Annotated in this window: 19 protein-coding genes and 1 pseudogene; 15 read left to right on the top strand and 5 right to left on the bottom strand. The window is 34.7% G+C overall.

Features of this window, described 5'->3' with window-relative positions:
- Window positions 1-10 precede the first annotated feature (10 nt).
- The 6 genes from MKY08_RS09820 (at window position 11) to MKY08_RS09845 (ending at window position 5,931) form a co-directional block, all read left to right on the top strand.
- Window positions 11-664 (top strand): ABC transporter ATP-binding protein, encoded by a 654-nt coding sequence (locus MKY08_RS09820; RefSeq protein ID WP_069512723.1) that lies wholly within the window; start codon window positions 11-13, stop codon window positions 662-664.
- A gap of 440 nt (window positions 665-1,104) precedes the next feature.
- Complete coding sequence (locus MKY08_RS09825) at window positions 1,105-1,473, top strand: MarR family transcriptional regulator (protein WP_256093199.1); 369 nt, start codon at window positions 1,105-1,107, stop codon at window positions 1,471-1,473.
- The gene (locus MKY08_RS09830) at window positions 1,470-1,949 is read left to right on the top strand and encodes a glutathione peroxidase (RefSeq protein WP_069512721.1); all 480 of its coding nucleotides are present in this window, start codon (window positions 1,470-1,472) and stop codon (window positions 1,947-1,949) included. Before MKY08_RS09825 ends, MKY08_RS09830 begins: the two co-directional genes overlap by 4 nt.
- A gap of 202 nt (window positions 1,950-2,151) precedes the next feature.
- Window positions 2,152-2,892, top strand: coding sequence for a lysozyme (locus MKY08_RS09835; RefSeq protein ID WP_069512720.1), 741 nt, complete (start codon window positions 2,152-2,154; stop codon window positions 2,890-2,892).
- Window positions 2,893-3,449: 557 nt separating this feature from the next.
- Window positions 3,450-3,869 (top strand): ester cyclase, encoded by a 420-nt coding sequence (locus tag MKY08_RS09840; protein ID WP_069512719.1) that lies wholly within the window; start codon window positions 3,450-3,452, stop codon window positions 3,867-3,869.
- A 361-nt stretch (window positions 3,870-4,230) separates the two neighbouring features.
- Window positions 4,231-5,931 carry a hypothetical protein gene (locus tag MKY08_RS09845; RefSeq protein WP_069512718.1) on the top strand — a complete coding sequence of 567 codons (1,701 nt, stop codon included), beginning with the start codon at window positions 4,231-4,233 and terminating at the stop codon, window positions 5,929-5,931.
- 392 nt (window positions 5,932-6,323) lie between these two features.
- Here MKY08_RS09845 and MKY08_RS09850 read toward each other — a convergent pair whose 3' ends face one another.
- Together MKY08_RS09850 and MKY08_RS09855 are read right to left on the bottom strand one after the other, a co-directional pair.
- Window positions 6,324-6,665 (bottom strand): hypothetical protein, encoded by a 342-nt coding sequence (locus MKY08_RS09850; RefSeq protein WP_025219413.1) that lies wholly within the window; start codon window positions 6,663-6,665, stop codon window positions 6,324-6,326.
- Between the two features lie 484 nt (window positions 6,666-7,149).
- A complete protein-coding gene (locus tag MKY08_RS09855) occupies window positions 7,150-7,278 on the bottom strand; it encodes a hypothetical protein (RefSeq protein ID WP_256093198.1) in 129 nt (42 codons plus the stop codon).
- A 152-nt stretch (window positions 7,279-7,430) separates the two neighbouring features.
- On the opposite strand from MKY08_RS09855, the gene MKY08_RS09860 reads away from it, so the two are divergent.
- Complete coding sequence (locus MKY08_RS09860; RefSeq protein WP_069512717.1) at window positions 7,431-7,667, top strand: DUF948 domain-containing protein; 237 nt, start codon at window positions 7,431-7,433, stop codon at window positions 7,665-7,667.
- Between the two features lie 1,434 nt (window positions 7,668-9,101).
- On the opposite strand, the gene MKY08_RS09865 is transcribed toward MKY08_RS09860, so the two are convergent.
- The gene (locus MKY08_RS09865) at window positions 9,102-9,269 is read right to left on the bottom strand and encodes a hypothetical protein (protein ID WP_176723211.1); all 168 of its coding nucleotides are present in this window, start codon (window positions 9,267-9,269) and stop codon (window positions 9,102-9,104) included.
- Between the two features lie 234 nt (window positions 9,270-9,503).
- On the opposite strand from MKY08_RS09865, the gene MKY08_RS09870 reads away from it, so the two are divergent.
- The 3 genes and pseudogenes from MKY08_RS09870 to MKY08_RS09880 all read left to right on the top strand — a co-directional run bounded on the left by MKY08_RS09870 (window position 9,504) and on the right by MKY08_RS09880 (window position 11,073).
- The gene (locus tag MKY08_RS09870) at window positions 9,504-9,695 is read left to right on the top strand and encodes a hypothetical protein (RefSeq protein ID WP_141705596.1); all 192 of its coding nucleotides are present in this window, start codon (window positions 9,504-9,506) and stop codon (window positions 9,693-9,695) included.
- A 434-nt stretch (window positions 9,696-10,129) separates the two neighbouring features.
- A pseudogene (locus MKY08_RS09875) lies at window positions 10,130-10,819 on the top strand (DNA adenine methylase).
- A 56-nt stretch (window positions 10,820-10,875) separates the two neighbouring features.
- Complete coding sequence (locus tag MKY08_RS09880; protein ID WP_069512715.1) at window positions 10,876-11,073, top strand: hypothetical protein; 198 nt, start codon at window positions 10,876-10,878, stop codon at window positions 11,071-11,073.
- Between the two features lie 102 nt (window positions 11,074-11,175).
- Here MKY08_RS09880 and MKY08_RS09885 read toward each other — a convergent pair whose 3' ends face one another.
- A complete protein-coding gene (locus MKY08_RS09885) occupies window positions 11,176-11,646 on the bottom strand; it encodes a DinB family protein (protein ID WP_069512714.1) in 471 nt (156 codons plus the stop codon).
- 493 nt (window positions 11,647-12,139) lie between these two features.
- Here MKY08_RS09885 and MKY08_RS09890 point away from each other — a divergent pair, with 493 nt between their 5' ends.
- Window positions 12,140-12,508: a hypothetical protein gene (locus MKY08_RS09890; protein WP_256093197.1), complete on the top strand. Its 369-nt coding sequence runs from the start codon at window positions 12,140-12,142 to the stop codon at window positions 12,506-12,508.
- A 144-nt stretch (window positions 12,509-12,652) separates the two neighbouring features.
- Here the strand turns inward: MKY08_RS09890 and MKY08_RS09895 are convergent, their stop codons facing one another.
- Complete coding sequence (locus tag MKY08_RS09895) at window positions 12,653-13,213, bottom strand: TIGR00730 family Rossman fold protein (RefSeq protein WP_069512713.1); 561 nt, start codon at window positions 13,211-13,213, stop codon at window positions 12,653-12,655.
- Window positions 13,214-13,268: 55 nt separating this feature from the next.
- On the opposite strand from MKY08_RS09895, the gene MKY08_RS09900 reads away from it, so the two are divergent.
- From MKY08_RS09900 to MKY08_RS09915, 4 genes are all read left to right on the top strand, one after another.
- Window positions 13,269-13,583, top strand: coding sequence for a MazG-like family protein (locus MKY08_RS09900; protein ID WP_069512712.1), 315 nt, complete (start codon window positions 13,269-13,271; stop codon window positions 13,581-13,583).
- A gap of 474 nt (window positions 13,584-14,057) precedes the next feature.
- Window positions 14,058-14,612 carry a hypothetical protein gene (locus tag MKY08_RS09905; RefSeq protein ID WP_069512711.1) on the top strand — a complete coding sequence of 185 codons (555 nt, stop codon included), beginning with the start codon at window positions 14,058-14,060 and terminating at the stop codon, window positions 14,610-14,612.
- Window positions 14,613-14,814: 202 nt separating this feature from the next.
- Window positions 14,815-14,940, top strand: a complete 126-nt coding sequence (locus MKY08_RS09910) for a terminase small subunit (protein ID WP_218107219.1) — start codon at window positions 14,815-14,817, stop codon at window positions 14,938-14,940.
- The gene (locus MKY08_RS09915; RefSeq protein WP_069512710.1) at window positions 14,937-15,209 is read left to right on the top strand and encodes a phage terminase large subunit; all 273 of its coding nucleotides are present in this window, start codon (window positions 14,937-14,939) and stop codon (window positions 15,207-15,209) included. Before MKY08_RS09910 ends, MKY08_RS09915 begins: the two co-directional genes overlap by 4 nt.
- The last annotated feature ends 39 nt before the right edge of the window (window positions 15,210-15,248 follow it).

The raw sequence follows: 15,248 nt of genomic DNA on the forward strand, positions 1-15,248 counted from the left end.
GGTTGTATTTATGACCATACTCGAAATACACAATTTACATAAAAAGATAAAGGGTCGTCAGTTGCTGAAAAATATAACATTAGTCATTGATAAACCCGGAATTTATGGGATTGTCGGCAGAAATGGTTCAGGTAAAAGTTTATTATTTAAGACAATTGCTGGACTTTTTGTTCCGAGTAGCGGCACTGTAAAAGTGTTTAATGACATTATCGGCAAAGGTAATTTTCCGAAATCTTTTGGTGCATTATTAGATACGCCTGGATTTCTAACCCAATATTCAGGTTTTCAAAACTTAAAGATACTCGCCTCAATTCAGAATAAAATCAGTGATCAAGATATCAAAAACGTTTTGACGTTAGTTGGGTTGGATTATAATGATAAAGGACCGGTACGGAAGTATTCATTAGGCATGCGACAAAGGTTAGGGATTGCACAGGCAATTATGGAAAATCCCAAATTACTATTATTGGATGAGCCGATGAATGGATTGGATCAATCGGGTGTAGCGGAAATGCGAGACATGATTCTGAACTTTAGAAAGCAGGACATAACCATCCTTTTAGCAAGCCATAACCCTGAAGATATTGCCTTACTTTGCGATGAGGTTTATAAAATGGATGGAGGGGAGTTAGTACGTTATTCAAGTCCAGTGAGACTATCATAGCTCAAGTATGAAGTGGGCTATATAGCCGAGCCGATTGAAAAACCGCTTATTAGAAGAAACATCCATGGTGATAAGAAACCCTACATCTCTTTCAAAGGATGAGCTAAAAGAGCCAGCAAGAAGGAGGTGATGAGGAACTTGAAACCAAGCACGCATAAACTTAAGAAAATTATAAGCCATACTTTAATTTAATGCATTCCCTACAGTATTGAAGACCGTTCTAACGGTCTTTTTTAGTTTGCATTTCCACCATTATCGGAATGTCCAATTGTTAAACAGTTCAATAAATTGACATATACATCGTATACGATATAAAATAAAAATAGATCGTATACGATGTATTGAGAGGTGGATAAGAAATTAAAGCATTTTTACTTGAAGATCAACTGTGTTTTGCTGTATACAAGGCAGCTAACCAATTTACAAAGTTATATCGGCAAGTGCTGGAGCCATTTGGTTTGACATACCCGCAGTATTTGGTGCTACTTGCTTTATGGGAACAAGATAGTCTAGTAGTTAAACAAATTAGCGAAAAATTGAGTTTGGGCATAGGCACCTTAAATCCAATATTAAATAAGCTTGTTGATAAAGGATGGGTGACGAAAGAAACATCGTCTATGGATAAACGTGCTGTGATTATTTCTTTAACTGAGAAGGCAAGAGTAACCGAATCGTTAATTACAGAAAAGTTAGTGGAGAAAATGGCGCATTGTGATGCTTTGACAGTAATAGACGGTGATTTAAGAGCACAGTTACAAAATTTAAATGAATTATTAACTCGATTAAATAACATGGAGGGTGAAAGATGAGTATTTATGATATCAATGTAACATTAGAAGATGGTTCAGAATATAGTTTAGAAAAATACAAAGGCAAGGCTTTATTAATTGTCAATACTGCAACAAAATGTGGTTTAGCTCCACAATTTCAAGAATTAGAGCAATTGTATACTTCTTATCGGGATATGGGGTTAGAAGTGCTAGGTTTTCCTTCTAATCAATTTAAGCAAGAAATGTCTTCAGCACTGGATGCCGCTGAAGCTTGCCGTTTAACGTATGGCGTTACATTTCCTATGCATGAAATTATCAAGGTAAATGGTAAAGAAGCACACCCTCTTTATGATTATTTAAAAACGCATTCGAAAGGATTTTTGGGTAATAATATTAAATGGAATTTTACAAAATTCTTAGTTAATCGAGAAGGAGAAGTAGTAGCTCGATTTGGTCCAACTGATAAGCCAAAAAGCATTGAGTCGGATATAAAAAAAGTTTTGAATTTACAATAATAATGTAAACAGTGAGATATGCACTTTTACCATCTTCAAAAGCCCTTCCTATATGGTGGGCTTTTATTTTGAATATTATTATTCCAGTTAATTGTATGAATGACGATTATATTTCCTTGTTCTGTATCTATGTAAATGTTCAAATATCAGGAATTGAATAGACTAGAGAAGGTGCAGAAAGAGAAGGGGGGATAATAGATAGATGGAAATTTCAAATAATGCACTAAATCTCATAGCGAAGTGGGAAGGGTTTCGCTCCGATGCCTATATAGGTCCTGACAATGTTTGGACCATCGGCTACGGAACAACAAAATGGCCAAATGGCAAAGCAGTTGAAAAGGGGCAAACCATTACAAAAGAGGATGCGTGGGAACTATTACGAAAGCAAGCACAGGAGCATGCCAATACAATTGAATACTATGTTAAAGTGCCACTTAACCAAAATCAGTACGATGCACTGGCAAGTTTTCAATATAATTTAGGACGATATATTTTAAGAAATAGTGCACTATTAGTATATTTAAATAATAAGCAATGGGAACAAGTAGGCAAAGAAATGCTATTATACTGTAATGCTAATGGAAAAAAGCTACAAGGGCTTGTGAATCGTCGTCTAGACGAAATTGCCCTTTTTTTAAAGCCTGTTGCTGTAATAGATGTAAGTAAAAAAATAGAATATATTGAGATTGACAAAGAGCCAAAGAAATTCCGTATTCAAAGTGGGAAATACAATAGTCAAGAGGCAATGATAGCGGCGATGAACGACGCATTAAAACAATATTATTTAGCGTATGCAGAACCAGTAAAAGGTAGTTCAAATGAAAATGGTTGGCGTTTTATAAGTGGTTGGTATAACGCAATAGAAGAAGCAAAAATCATTGCCGAGCGCGCTATTTTAGCAAATAAATTAAGTTACGCAACGATTCGTGGGACAACGCATTAGGGTGTCAGGCACTCAAACAATTCTGAATTGTTTGAGTGCCTGACACTAAACTTTCCTTGAGTGTTTAAGTTTATGTAGTTCCTTTGTCAAATATTGAACTTGTTTTTCTAATTCATCAATTTTGTTTGAATTATTATTATTGTTGTTATTTGATTTTTGTGCTTCCTCCAATGTCATTATTGCTGCGATAGTAGCTAAGACATCTCCTAATGTAGTAATAACTCCCGCAGGACTGCTAGCTTAGCAGCATCATTTTCCATACCCGCTAAAAGATCAGTAAAATTATCCTTGTTTTTACTCATCTTTTCACCTCCCTAACCGAAAATCCTTATTACATCTTATTCCTTATCTATTTTTTAATTCGGGAGTTTAAATCAAAAGTTCAGCATAAAACGGTTTAGCTCTTATATTAAACACTTTTGCTAATGGATAAAGTATGATTTTGAGCGCAAAGCAAAAGATAAATGTTCCAATTTATAAGCGTTCGAATTATGATTAATCATGCAAAGATAGTATTATCTTTACCAAAATATATTAAAGTACAGTGGAGGGTTCAAATGACACCAGAGCAAATTGTTAAGAAATTTTTTAAAGAAGTACGTTCGGGGCGTAATCCAGATTACGCAGTGGAATTAATGGCAGAGCAAGTATTGGCCCACCAAGTTATCTCTGAAGAGGAATTAACAGTACTAAGAACGCCTAAAGAATACGCTGATCATGTAAAAGAAATGATAGAAGCTTATGGTGACTTCTCATTAGAAATCCAAGAGTTGATGGTTCAAGATCTTAAAGTTTATGTGCGTTGGAAACAGGTTGGTAAGCATATTGGTGAAGTTGATGGATATCAACCAACAGGGCTTCCAGTAATTGAAATAGCAAGTGCAGTATACCGCATTGAAAATGAAAAAATAGCCGAATATTGGATTCAAATTGATCGTGCTGGTATGGAAAAACAACTGGAACGCAATAGAAATTAATAACATCCCTAGTGATTTAGAAATATTAAAAGGGGGTTCGTTGTTGGGCAAAACGTGCGCTTTCTCTTTTATAATCTAGTGCTAGAATTAAATATTGGATTTAAAAACAGAGTTAATTCTACATAGATTAATTCTGTTTTTTGTATTGCTTGGTCAAGCTTAAAACTTCGAGAGATTAGGTTAATGATATTACATATTATGGATTTATAAGTTTAACATGTATAATAAAGAGGTATTAAGGTAAATATTTCTATTTGTGTATTAAGGTTCATAATAGAATGATAACTGACCGGTACGCTACAATTTAAATCTTGGCAAAATGTATATTTATTATCGGTCAAAAAAATAGGAGTGATTTGATTTGACAAAATTTACAGCATTGCAAGAAGCTCACGCCTTCGCAGAGGCATTTCTACTAACGACTGAGCCGTCATCTTTAAAACATCCTTATAAAAAGGATAAAGGTCGATATCCACGAGTACGAAAATTTATCCAAAACTATTTATTAAATGGTTCTAGTGAAACATTCAATTCCTCTCCAATACAACAAGGTGTTGGGCAATTAATGATGTTTTGTGCTCAGTTCGCCCAACAAAAGGCTCAAACTGGAGAACGTGATGAAGTTTACAAGGAAATGGTTAACATAATTATTCCAAAACTAATCGATAAAGCATTAAATTTCCCAACAAATCCAATTGATCAATTAGCAGGCTTAATTTATTTAGGTGCAGCAATGCTTAAAAAGTTCGATGAAACGCAGAGCGATGTTTCTTTTTCTAATTTAGATGCGTTGTTAGCGCAATACCGAGAGCATTTTACGAATGAAGTATTAAATTCTAAAGAATACCATATTATTATGTACTATCGTACGCCATCTGCTTGGACATATGATGATGGAGAAAAATCGTATCGTTTTGCTACGGGGCCATATGCCGGTCAAATTGGCTACTGGATAACAACGGCAGAACCATTAACAGATCCACAGAAAACTTACTTAGATAAACTAACCGTTCTTGATGATGCAGGAAAGGTTGTGTTTGCTGGTATTCAACCAGGAACTAGTAGTAAAAATTATTTGAACCATCATGCAGATTTTAATACGAAAAACCAAAGATTTATTCTTAATTCTTCACTGAATGCGATTGCGTGTTGGATGGCAGCACATATATATGATGTAAAGGTTCATAAGACTGGAGCTTCCTTAGAACCTGCACATAATTTGAAAAACGCAATTCGTGATGTACTTAGTTATACTCAATGGGGAATCAATACTTCAGTGGCTAATGCCTCTAAAGGTTGTTTCCAGCAAGAGCCCTATAACAATTCATTATCTGCAAAAAGGGTTCTTCCAGTGCATGGGTTTTCTGAAGTGAACCTGACAAATAACATGTTACGTGCACGATTCGACTCTCCAGCATATAATGCATTTGCTATAACATTCTTGCAAATATATGCAAGCTTAATAGAAAATCCGACAGCTTCATCATGGAACAGCCTTGTTCCTAATAACGATTCGGATTCGGCAGTTATGGTTACGCAGTTAATTAATACTTACGAGGCTATTTTTGATAACTATGCAATTATTAAAAATAACCTAATAAGTCATTTGTTTAGCCATGCTAAATATTGGGGAATGTACATTCCTGAGAATGCCATGTTAGGTCCATCAGAGTTAATGAAGAATCCATGGCAAATGCCTAATAAAGGTGAGGGTATCAATCAAGCAATGATTGGATTATTTAATGTTTATCCTGGCGTTACGGGGCAAGGTTTTACAAGCATTGATAATAAAGTATCAAAGGCTATAAAACTTCAACTTGATATTGGGCAATCATTACATGGTCAAAGTAAGTTTCCTTCCCATGGTCGTTCAGGTCTTTGGGATTTAGCTCGCCTAGATATATTAGCCGATGCTTGCAATACAAATGGAACTGTTGATTTAGCTACAGACCTTACTACGACTGATAAAGAATCTCCAAACTGTGCTGGAGCACGCCGAGCATTCTACGCTTTAGCGATGGCATTAGTAGTGGATCAATCTAACAATTTTGCTTTAAATTAATAATTAAAGCTCACTACGGATGAATGGTAATAAACAAACGTAAGTTCTTTTTTGATTCACTAGAAATATCGAACGGGATGCTAGAAGTGAGCTAAATCGACATTAGAATCTTAGAGAATTGCATGCCTTTATCAACAGGGATGGGGGTTTTTAAGAATCCGTGAGCAATGCTTCTGCTAGTTTAGCTAAAACATGTCGTTTCTTGCGCTTACCCGGGAAATTTTTTTATTTCCTGACCTTACAACCATATTTCCAATAAGACATTTGGAATGTTCAAATAGAGCTACAAATAACAAAAGGCATAAAGAGTGCACTTCTTTATGCCTTTTGGTCAACAATATAAGCCTGTGAAAAATAAGACTTACACGTTTTTAACCCATAGATTTATAAAATTAAAGAATTTGTGTTAATTCTGAGTTCACAAATCTTTGAGCATCAATGATAACACCTGATGCTGTTCGCCCGTAAACGCTATATAATCCACCAGTTTGATTCGGAGCAATTTCAACTTCATATTGGAACGAACCAGCCACACTTGGTGTTACAAAAGTAGAAGCATTTGCAGCGGCTAAAAAAGGAGTTGTAGATAGTAATTGTCTTGTGCCATTAAGTCGATAAACTCGAACTACTCCAGATAGAGAACCTCCAGTGAGATTAAGAACTTTGACACGCACGCTAGAGGCATTAGCTGGTAGATTACCTGTATTTTCAATTGGACCAGTAGTTAAAGGCATATATATTCACCTCCTTCAAACAGAAAGTTATAATCTGCAGATTACATTTCTATAGTATGCAATGCTCTGTTACATTCTCTAGTCATATTAACCAAGTCTTTTTTAATAAAAATTAAATAGAAAAATTACTAAGTGAAAATATAAACAAAGGTGAGACTGTCTAGCAAGGCATAATACCTGATAGAAACACCTAGTGAGAGGGAATAAAAAATTATTAATAGTTAGTGATGGCGTTCAAACTGATGATTCTGTTCGTCTGAAGTTTTTTGTAGTGGTGCAGTCCACCATAATTCAAGACAGTGGACGATTTTGTCAGAAATATTGTCAATTTGTTCAAATTGAGAAAAATAATCTTGATAAGTTTGGAGGCAATGACTTCTTAAAATAAGTTCATAGTGCTTTCAGTGAGGACAAAGATTTTCAACAAATGGGGAAGTAAACAAAAATAGAGCGATTACTATCGCTCTAGAATACTATTATGTAATTAAAATTCCTTGTTTCTTTCAAGTTCCTTAACTCTTTTTTCCAATTTTTTAATTTTCTTTTCATTAATACCAGTAATGAAGAAAGCTGCAATTGCTATTGAAATAGTAAATATAGCAGAAGAATCCATTGTTATACCTCCAAATATTTTTAATTAAATTATAGCAAAAATAGCCATAGCTCTCCCTGCTGAATTACAGGTACTTGCTTTTGAGAGTAAGCTAATGATTAATTTGTTTTTAAATGGTAAAATTAAACTGTTGTACAAAGGAGGGGTAATGCGTGGGGGAGTTCTTTATTGCAATAGTATTTTTAGTCTTGATAGTAGGGATTTTAATTACCTTAAAAAAGATAAGAAGTACTAACTATAGTTCAACAAATCAAAGCCGTTCTAACTATTCAGGAAATAATACAACTGATTTTATTTCATCAGGTTCTGTCTTTTCGTTACAAGATACAAATGATTGTTCAGATACCACTTCAAGTAACAGTGATTCTGGAGGCTCTTCGTGCGATTAATTTTTTAAGTCGTTTCCGAATTGGAAATGGCTTTTTTATGTGCACTTGCTACTCGCATCTCAATAGCTTCAGGGCTTCTTCCCATAGAAAAAACACCTCCAAATTAAAATGTAGATACCTATACCCAATTTTAATTGAACATGTTTTTATTTGTTTATGCCACTGGTGTCAGTTCCAAAAGTATGAGTGACTTTCATATTAAACCTTTGCACCTGTTTAGTGCCAGTATACACTAATTTGTACCTTAAATTACATCTGTTTTAAATTATATTCCATTTGCGAACTTATTCATCAATTCAATTGATTTAATTTCATTTCATGGCAATTGGCCAAGTGGATCGTAAGCCAAGTGCCTGACAATAACGATTATCTGGACACACATTTTGGTAGTGGGGCAGTGTTATCTAACAAACGACAGCGGAAAATGAGAAGTTTAATGATATAGATGGAAACATCGTCAATCTATTTCAAGTGATTCGTGACCAACCTGACCAACTAGCCAACAAATTAACTTACACCTTACATCCTATTCAAGGCAAGAATATATCGAATCATTTACAGCATTGAAGAGGCGAAGAACGGAGCGATTACAACATGAACAATAACGAAGAAGATTGTTTTAATTATAGTGATCTACCTTATTTAGTAAGGACACGTACAAAACGACACTGTGCTCATGAAATGATAATTAAACCAGCATCGAGGATTTATCATGATTAGTGGATACAACAGCGATATGTATAAAGACATGATACGAAGATGGACAAGGATTTAGAAGATGTTAACAACCGAAGCGGCACAAGGAAAGTGTGAAAGTCTGTGGCTCAATCCTCAAATAATTGAGCGTGGGTTTATACAATAATTTCTTTTTGAAATGGTATAGGAAGGCAAATGTTCTCACAAGAATCCATACAATAAGCGATAAAAGAAAAAATCCCTTTTCACAGGATGTTTTCATAAAAGAAATGTAATTACATAATTCCTTCTTTTCGCTTGAATTTCACAAGCTCATCAGTAGGTTAAACCTATAAGAAGGAATGGCTTGGTTGAGAAAGACAAAGATAGTGATGATAGAACCTAATAAATTCAAGAGAAATGGGATTTTTGACATAATATCCACTCCTTTAAGTTCAGTTAAAATGCAAGTAAGTACAAATGTAGGAATCAATATGCCTGTCATCATCAGTAATGGTAAGCCACTCCCATTAGACACCTAAAGTGTTTCGACATTTTAATTATAGCACAATTCATTGGAAATAACACATTGGATGGAAAATAAATCAAAACAATTGAGAAGTAAGGAACGTAAGGTATGACAACTACTTTAAAGATAATCGAGTAAAAATGCTCTTATATTCTTGTTGTAAGAAATTCAGCTAATCATTACATGCAGCAGAAGGTATGGAATGATACATTTGCTGCACAATATGAGTATTAAACGAAAATAGAGCGACTAAAACATCGCTCTATAAATCTATTATGTATTAAAGAAATTACTTGTTTTTTTTCAAGCTCTTCGATACGTTTCTCTAACTTTTTAATCCTAGCATCAGCTGATGCAGCCGCAGCTAATGCAAAAGCTCCAAAAGCAAAAGTAATCATTCGAAACCTCATTATAATGATAAAGGAAAAAATGTTGGATTTAATTTACGAGTGAAAATGGAAAAAGTTTTGAATAGGATATACCTTTGAAAATGAAAAAGCCGCAGCGTCGTCACACGCTACAGCTCGAATTTGTTCATGCGCTTCTAGGCTAGTAAGTTTAAAACACAAAGTAGGAGGAGAATTTCAAGTAACTTCCTGAAAATTGTTCAGTAATAGTTTGTGAGTTAATTAGTGAATTTAGATAACTTATCAACTTCTTCAGGGGAAATGTTTTTTGCCTTATATGAAATGACAGCCTTATTTGAAATCACTTTATACTTTTCAGAAGATTCACCAGGCGGTATACGAAAAATGATGTTAATTAGTTTAAATGGTGGATTGTGTGCACCTTCAAATGAAATAACCCTTAAACTAACATCATAATAGTCATTTTGTTTATTTCTTTCGTTTTTTTCAATTCTTCCATATGCGAATAATTGATTATCATCGTAAGAGGACATGGTTTCAAGAATTGGTAGACATAATCACGTAAAAATGCTAACTCTATTATACTCGGGGGTTGATTTTGAGGGAAATATTCAATATCTGAATTAGCGAAAGCAGAATTGATGGTAAGAAAACACATTAAAAGTAACGAGATGATTATTATTTTTTTCATATAATAAATTCCTTTCGGTATTTTTTCTTGTTATTTGTAAATACAAAAATTTTATGTATCTTAATTTAACTTAAAATCGAAATAAACTTACTGAACAAAATGAGGATTAAACTATCAAATAATAATCAGTAACGAGAGGTGATTATTTGAAGAGGGTTTTAAATTATGTCGGTTCTAAATGGAATTTTGCTAGCTGGATATGCCTGAGCATAAGGTGTATCTTGAGCCATTCTTCGGAAGTGGTGCAGTCTTATTCAATAAACCAGCTGCCCGCATTGAAACAATAAATGATTTAGATGGCAACAACGTCAATCTATTTAAAGTGATTGGAGACCAATCTGAACAACTAGCCCAACAAATTCAACTTAAGCCCTATTCAAGGCAAGAATACAATGAATCATTTACAGCATTGAATGATGAATTAAATGCGGTAGAAAGAGCAAGAGTGTTCCTAGTCCGTTGTTGGATGGCACGCGGAGGAATCCACAATGTAGACTCGGCAACATTTAGTGCCCTACCTGATTGGTGAAAGCTACCATCTTTCGTTTTAGAGGCAACGGAGCGATTACAACATGTACAAATTGAATATTTAGATGCAGTAACTTTGATACGCCGTTATAACAAAGAGGACTGTTTGATTTACAGTGATCCACCGTATTTATTAAGCACACGTACAAAACGACATTATGCTTATGAAATGACGAATGAACAACATGAAACGTTATTGCGAGCTTTAAATAAACATCAGGGTTTTGCCATGATTAGTGGCTACAACAACGATATGTATAACGATAATTTACAAGGTTGGACAAGGATTTCGAAGATGGCCACAACCGAAGCTGCAAAAGAAAAATTCGAAAAGTTTGTGGCTCAATCTTCAAATAATTGAGCGTGGATATATACAAGAATTTCTTTTTGAAACTGTGTAGGAGGGGCGTATCTATTATGTGTGAAAAAGTTTGCTGGACTTGCGGACACTTTGCTTTTGGTTGCTTTGTAACAGGTGAGTACAACAATACGGTTAATGTAGATGGCACATGCGATAAATGGTGTCCAAAAGGAACGCAAGGTACTGTAACAGACTTTGGTTACGATGATGGGGAAAATGAAGAGTGGTTAGAAGATGATATGTCTAATCTTTAATCGAATGAAAATATTCAGTAGCAGAGATAGGTTGATAGAAATAGGGTGTTTTGTAAAAAAAGAAAAGGTGTTTCACCTAGATGAAGACACCTTAAAAATAAATTAATCCCAAATATCAGGGATTTTAACTTTTGCAGTTCGTAAATAATCGAGTAATTGACCAGTATGAACGGATTCATGATAGGCAATTCTCAACAACATATCTCCCAAATCTCTAATGTAACCCACATCTGAGCGATTAATTTTAATGTTTTTTAAATCTTCATTTGAAAATGATTTAATAGTTTCTATAAATTGATTTCTAAACGGTTCCGCAAAAATTAATTCAGCATCTATAGTGGAGAATGGTTGTTTTTCAAAAGGAGATTCAAATTCAGGCACACTGCCTTTATTTTTAAGCGCCTGATGGTAATAATATTCACTTTCTAGAACATGTCTAATCATCTCAATGCAAGACATAGCTTTATCATCTGGTCTCCAATTTAATAAATCTTGGGGGATAGATGTCCAAAGCTTTATACTACGTCTTCGCACTTCGTTGAAATTTAAAAGAATTAAATCAATTGTGTTCATAATTTTCCCTCCACTCATTAGTATATTAAGAATTATATACGAATGTATGTTTGTTAGGAAGTGGTTTTTAGGAGGAGTTTATCGTTTGTTTTTTAAATGCTATTGTACAATATGAGGAATAAACGAAAATAGAGCGATTATAATATCGCTCCAGAATCCAGTTATGTAGTAATCACTTATTTCTTTCAAGTTCTTCAATACGTTTTTCTAATTTTTTGATTTTCATGTCATTAAGGAAGGCAATGACTGTCGTTGATATAGCCAAAGAGAAGGTTAGAACGTGATACCAAGTATAAGTGCACCTCCTAATTTTTGTTAATTTAATTGTAACAAAAAAAGCCGTAGCGTTTGCAAATGCTACAGCTCGAATTAGTTTATGCCCTTTAAGTCTAGGCAGTGCCTTAATTATATCATAACTTAGGAGGGCAAACCTAATGGGCAAATTAATGTAACAAAAGAGAATTTACTTCAATGGATTGAAAATTATCGATAGATGGTTGAAACTATCGAGGAAGCAAGACAACCGGTAGCAAATGTTGATAACGGCAGTTATATTGGAGCTAAAACAGCTATGTATGGAATTGAGGGAACTTTGCCAAAAGCTAGTGGTGGTACAAGTAATCCAGTGTTTACAGAAGTACAACGCAGGGTTTATGCACTTAATTATCGCATTAAGGAATATGAACAAAAGATTGCGGAGATACAAAAACGTATTCCTTCAGTAGAAGGCGATAGAGAAGTAGAAGTCCTTCATAGATTGCTAGATGGTGATAGCATGCGAGCTATTGGTAAGCATATGAGATTATCTAGCACGACAATTTTTAGAGTAAGGAATACTATTTTGAATCAAATGACGAAGTAGCCGAAAGGCTGCTTCTTTTTAATAACATTTGTTCAACAATCGGGCCATATTGTGGAAGAACAATCTTTTAAGAAATGTTATTACCTAAGAAGTTATGGGAACGATATAGCCCGTCTTATAAAAAGATGGGCTAATTATGTATAATTAATATGTTCTTACTGAGACTGGTGTAAATTCTATTATATACTGTTCCATTTTTGTAATTGAATCTGTAAATAACATCGCCTTTTGATCAGCCATTGTTAAAAATCCGTTTGTTACCATATCATTGTAAAAATCCTTTAATTTATCGTAATAACCTGCTACGTTAAATAGGATGCTTGGATTATTGTGTTGCCCAATTCTTGCCCATGAAATAACTTCTGAAATCTCTTCCAATGTCCCCGGACCACCTGGTAATGCAATATAACAGTCTCCTAATTCAATCATTTTATTTTTTCTTTCAGACATCGAATTTACAATTTCTAAACGCGTTAAGTTCGGATGACTTAATTCGCGGTCTACTAAAAACGTTGGAATAATTCCAATGACTTCACCATTATGGTATAAAACTTCATCAGCAATGATGCCCATCAATCCTGCCTTCCCTCCACCATACACTAGCGTATGACCATTTTCGGCGATCCATTTACCTAATGCTTTTGCTGCTTCAATATAAACTTCATTGTTTCCTAAACTTGCGCCACAATAAACTGAAATATTCAAATATAATTCCTCCTTTATGCTATTATCATTATAGAAAAATAAGGAGTGGATTGCATTGAATATTTTAGAATATCAAAAATGGATTACAGAATTTTATAAAAAACGAGGTTGGTACGACCTAAATCCGTTTATACGTGTAAATTTTTTAACAGAAGAAGTAGGTGAAGTATCAAAAGCAATTCGTACAATTGAGATTGGTCGTGACCGTCCTGATGAAGTTACACAATCTAAAGAACAACAAGTCGAAAACTTGAAAGAAGAACTTGGTGATGTATTGGATAATTTATTTATTTTAGCTGACAAGTACGAAATTGATTTGACAGAAATTATGGATAGTCATAAAGATAAATTAACGAAACGTTATCAATAATACATATTGAAAAGTCCCCAAATGAAATTTTGATAATCCCCCTCATTCAATTGAATAGGAGGATAGCTGCGTAAACTCGGAGGTAGGTTCGGTGTGGTAAAGGTTTCCTCCCTTGTTATTTATCAAATCCTAAATATTAGGGAAAGACAGACCGACTACCGACCCGCGCCCAGTAAACTTGTTCGGGCAAGACATACATGACCGATCCATACTTGTTAAGGGTTAAAGGTTAAAGAAAATAATAGGCATTCATCTATGTTAAATATCCTGTAGAGAATAGGATGTTAGAAGTGGAATGAGCAACCACTAGGATCATTTGAAAACATTTTTATATCCCTTTGAACAAAGGCCACTCTAAGGGTGGTCTTTTGTTTTGATAAAAATAACTAATTTAATTAAACATACATAGTATATACGTCTATTTCCTTTGTCCTTATTTGAATAGTGTAGTAAAAACAAGGAGGGATTTTAAAAATGGGATGTAGAGATTGTAATAAGGCTACAATTCATCACCATGCTAACAATATGTGTGGTTGTGAAAAAAATCAGTGTTTCTTTAGATTTAAGGCACCGTGTATACCAGAAATGAATGGAGTTATTCCGCCACCACCAATTAATAGCTCTAGGGTGTGTGAAATTTATTTAGCGACAGATGAAGCAATAGCTAATGGTCAATATTTAGGATTAGGTACGGCGTCGGCTTTATTCCCGCGGAATACAGTTGTTATACCAGAAAATGCAATTATAACTGGAATAGTTTTAAACGTACGCGATAATACACTAACAGCTGCTGATACCGTTACTGCTGAAGTAGTAATTAGTAGAAGTTGTGGTTTTACTGACCCTATTTCAACAGGGGTGATTGCTTCTGTAACAGGACCAAATACTGCTGCAAATCCAAACTGTTGTGGGTCAGCAACAGCTAATTATCCTGTGAATAAATGTGATTTATTATCTGTGAGGATTGTAACAGGTGATGGGGCACTGCCATTTGGAGCAGCTGTTACAGTTATGTATGTACTTCCTTAATCCTATAGATTTAGCCACATCTAAATAGGTGTGGCTTTTATTTTGCTTTGAAAACTGCATCAAACAGCCATACAAATAACAACGGACTGGTTTACCTGATCAGCAAGAAATACTAGAGCTCCTAACTGCAATCGCAAGGGGCGAGACAACCTCGGCAACTCTTAGAGGTATTGGCGAAGGTGCACAAACAATTGATGAAGATATGCCTCCAACTACTGCCGAACGAATTAAAGCCGCTGAATTATTAGGCAAGCGTTATCGTATGTGGATTGATAAAGTGGAGACGGATGGTAAAACTAAAGTGGTTATTGTTGATGATGTGTCATGACAGAACAGCGTATAAGTCTAGCTAGTATCATTACAGAGCAATTCAAACCATTCTGGCGCGCCTCCAGAGCAAAGGAACATCTTCGATATGTACTAAAGGGTGGTCGTGGTTCTGGCAAGTCGTTTCACATTCCAATGCGTATTCTGATAGACATCATGGAATATCAAGTGTCTGCACTTGGCATTAGGAAAGTGCAAAACACCATTTTGAAATCTGTTTACGATTTTGTAAAATTAAATATTTATTTATTTTTCATCTCCAAAGCCTAAACCCCGCCAAATCAGCATTTTTGCGCTATAATGTAGGAC

Origin of the sequence: Lysinibacillus sp. FSL M8-0337 (assembly GCF_038593855.1) — a bacterium.
Lineage (GTDB): Bacteria > Bacillota > Bacilli > Bacillales_A > Planococcaceae > Lysinibacillus > Lysinibacillus sphaericus_D.

Bases quoted from the DNA above. Each gene is read 5' to 3' on its own strand.
- MKY08_RS09850 (WP_025219413.1), bottom strand. From the start codon at position 6,665: ATGCCTTTAACTACTGGTCCAATTGAAAATACAGGTAATCTACCAGCT.
- MKY08_RS09885 (WP_069512714.1), bottom strand. From the start codon at position 11,646: ATGAACACAATTGATTTAATTCTTTTAAATTTCAACGAAGTGCGAAGA.
- MKY08_RS09910 (WP_218107219.1), top strand. From the start codon at position 14,815: ATGCCTCCAACTACTGCCGAACGAATTAAAGCCGCTGAATTATTAGGC.
- MKY08_RS09835 (WP_069512720.1), top strand. From the start codon at position 2,152: ATGGAAATTTCAAATAATGCACTAAATCTCATAGCGAAGTGGGAAGGG.
- MKY08_RS09855 (WP_256093198.1), bottom strand. From the start codon at position 7,278: ATGGATTCTTCTGCTATATTTACTATTTCAATAGCAATTGCAGCTTTC.
- MKY08_RS09865 (WP_176723211.1), bottom strand. From the start codon at position 9,269: ATGATTACTTTTGCTTTTGGAGCTTTTGCATTAGCTGCGGCTGCATCA.
- MKY08_RS09830 (WP_069512721.1), top strand. From the start codon at position 1,470: ATGAGTATTTATGATATCAATGTAACATTAGAAGATGGTTCAGAATAT.
- MKY08_RS09915 (WP_069512710.1), top strand. From the start codon at position 14,937: ATGACAGAACAGCGTATAAGTCTAGCTAGTATCATTACAGAGCAATTC.
- MKY08_RS09905 (WP_069512711.1), top strand. From the start codon at position 14,058: ATGGGATGTAGAGATTGTAATAAGGCTACAATTCATCACCATGCTAAC.
- MKY08_RS09820 (WP_069512723.1), top strand. From the start codon at position 11: ATGACCATACTCGAAATACACAATTTACATAAAAAGATAAAGGGTCGT.
- MKY08_RS09840 (WP_069512719.1), top strand. From the start codon at position 3,450: ATGACACCAGAGCAAATTGTTAAGAAATTTTTTAAAGAAGTACGTTCG.
- MKY08_RS09880 (WP_069512715.1), top strand. From the start codon at position 10,876: ATGTGTGAAAAAGTTTGCTGGACTTGCGGACACTTTGCTTTTGGTTGC.
- MKY08_RS09890 (WP_256093197.1), top strand. From the start codon at position 12,140: ATGGTTGAAACTATCGAGGAAGCAAGACAACCGGTAGCAAATGTTGAT.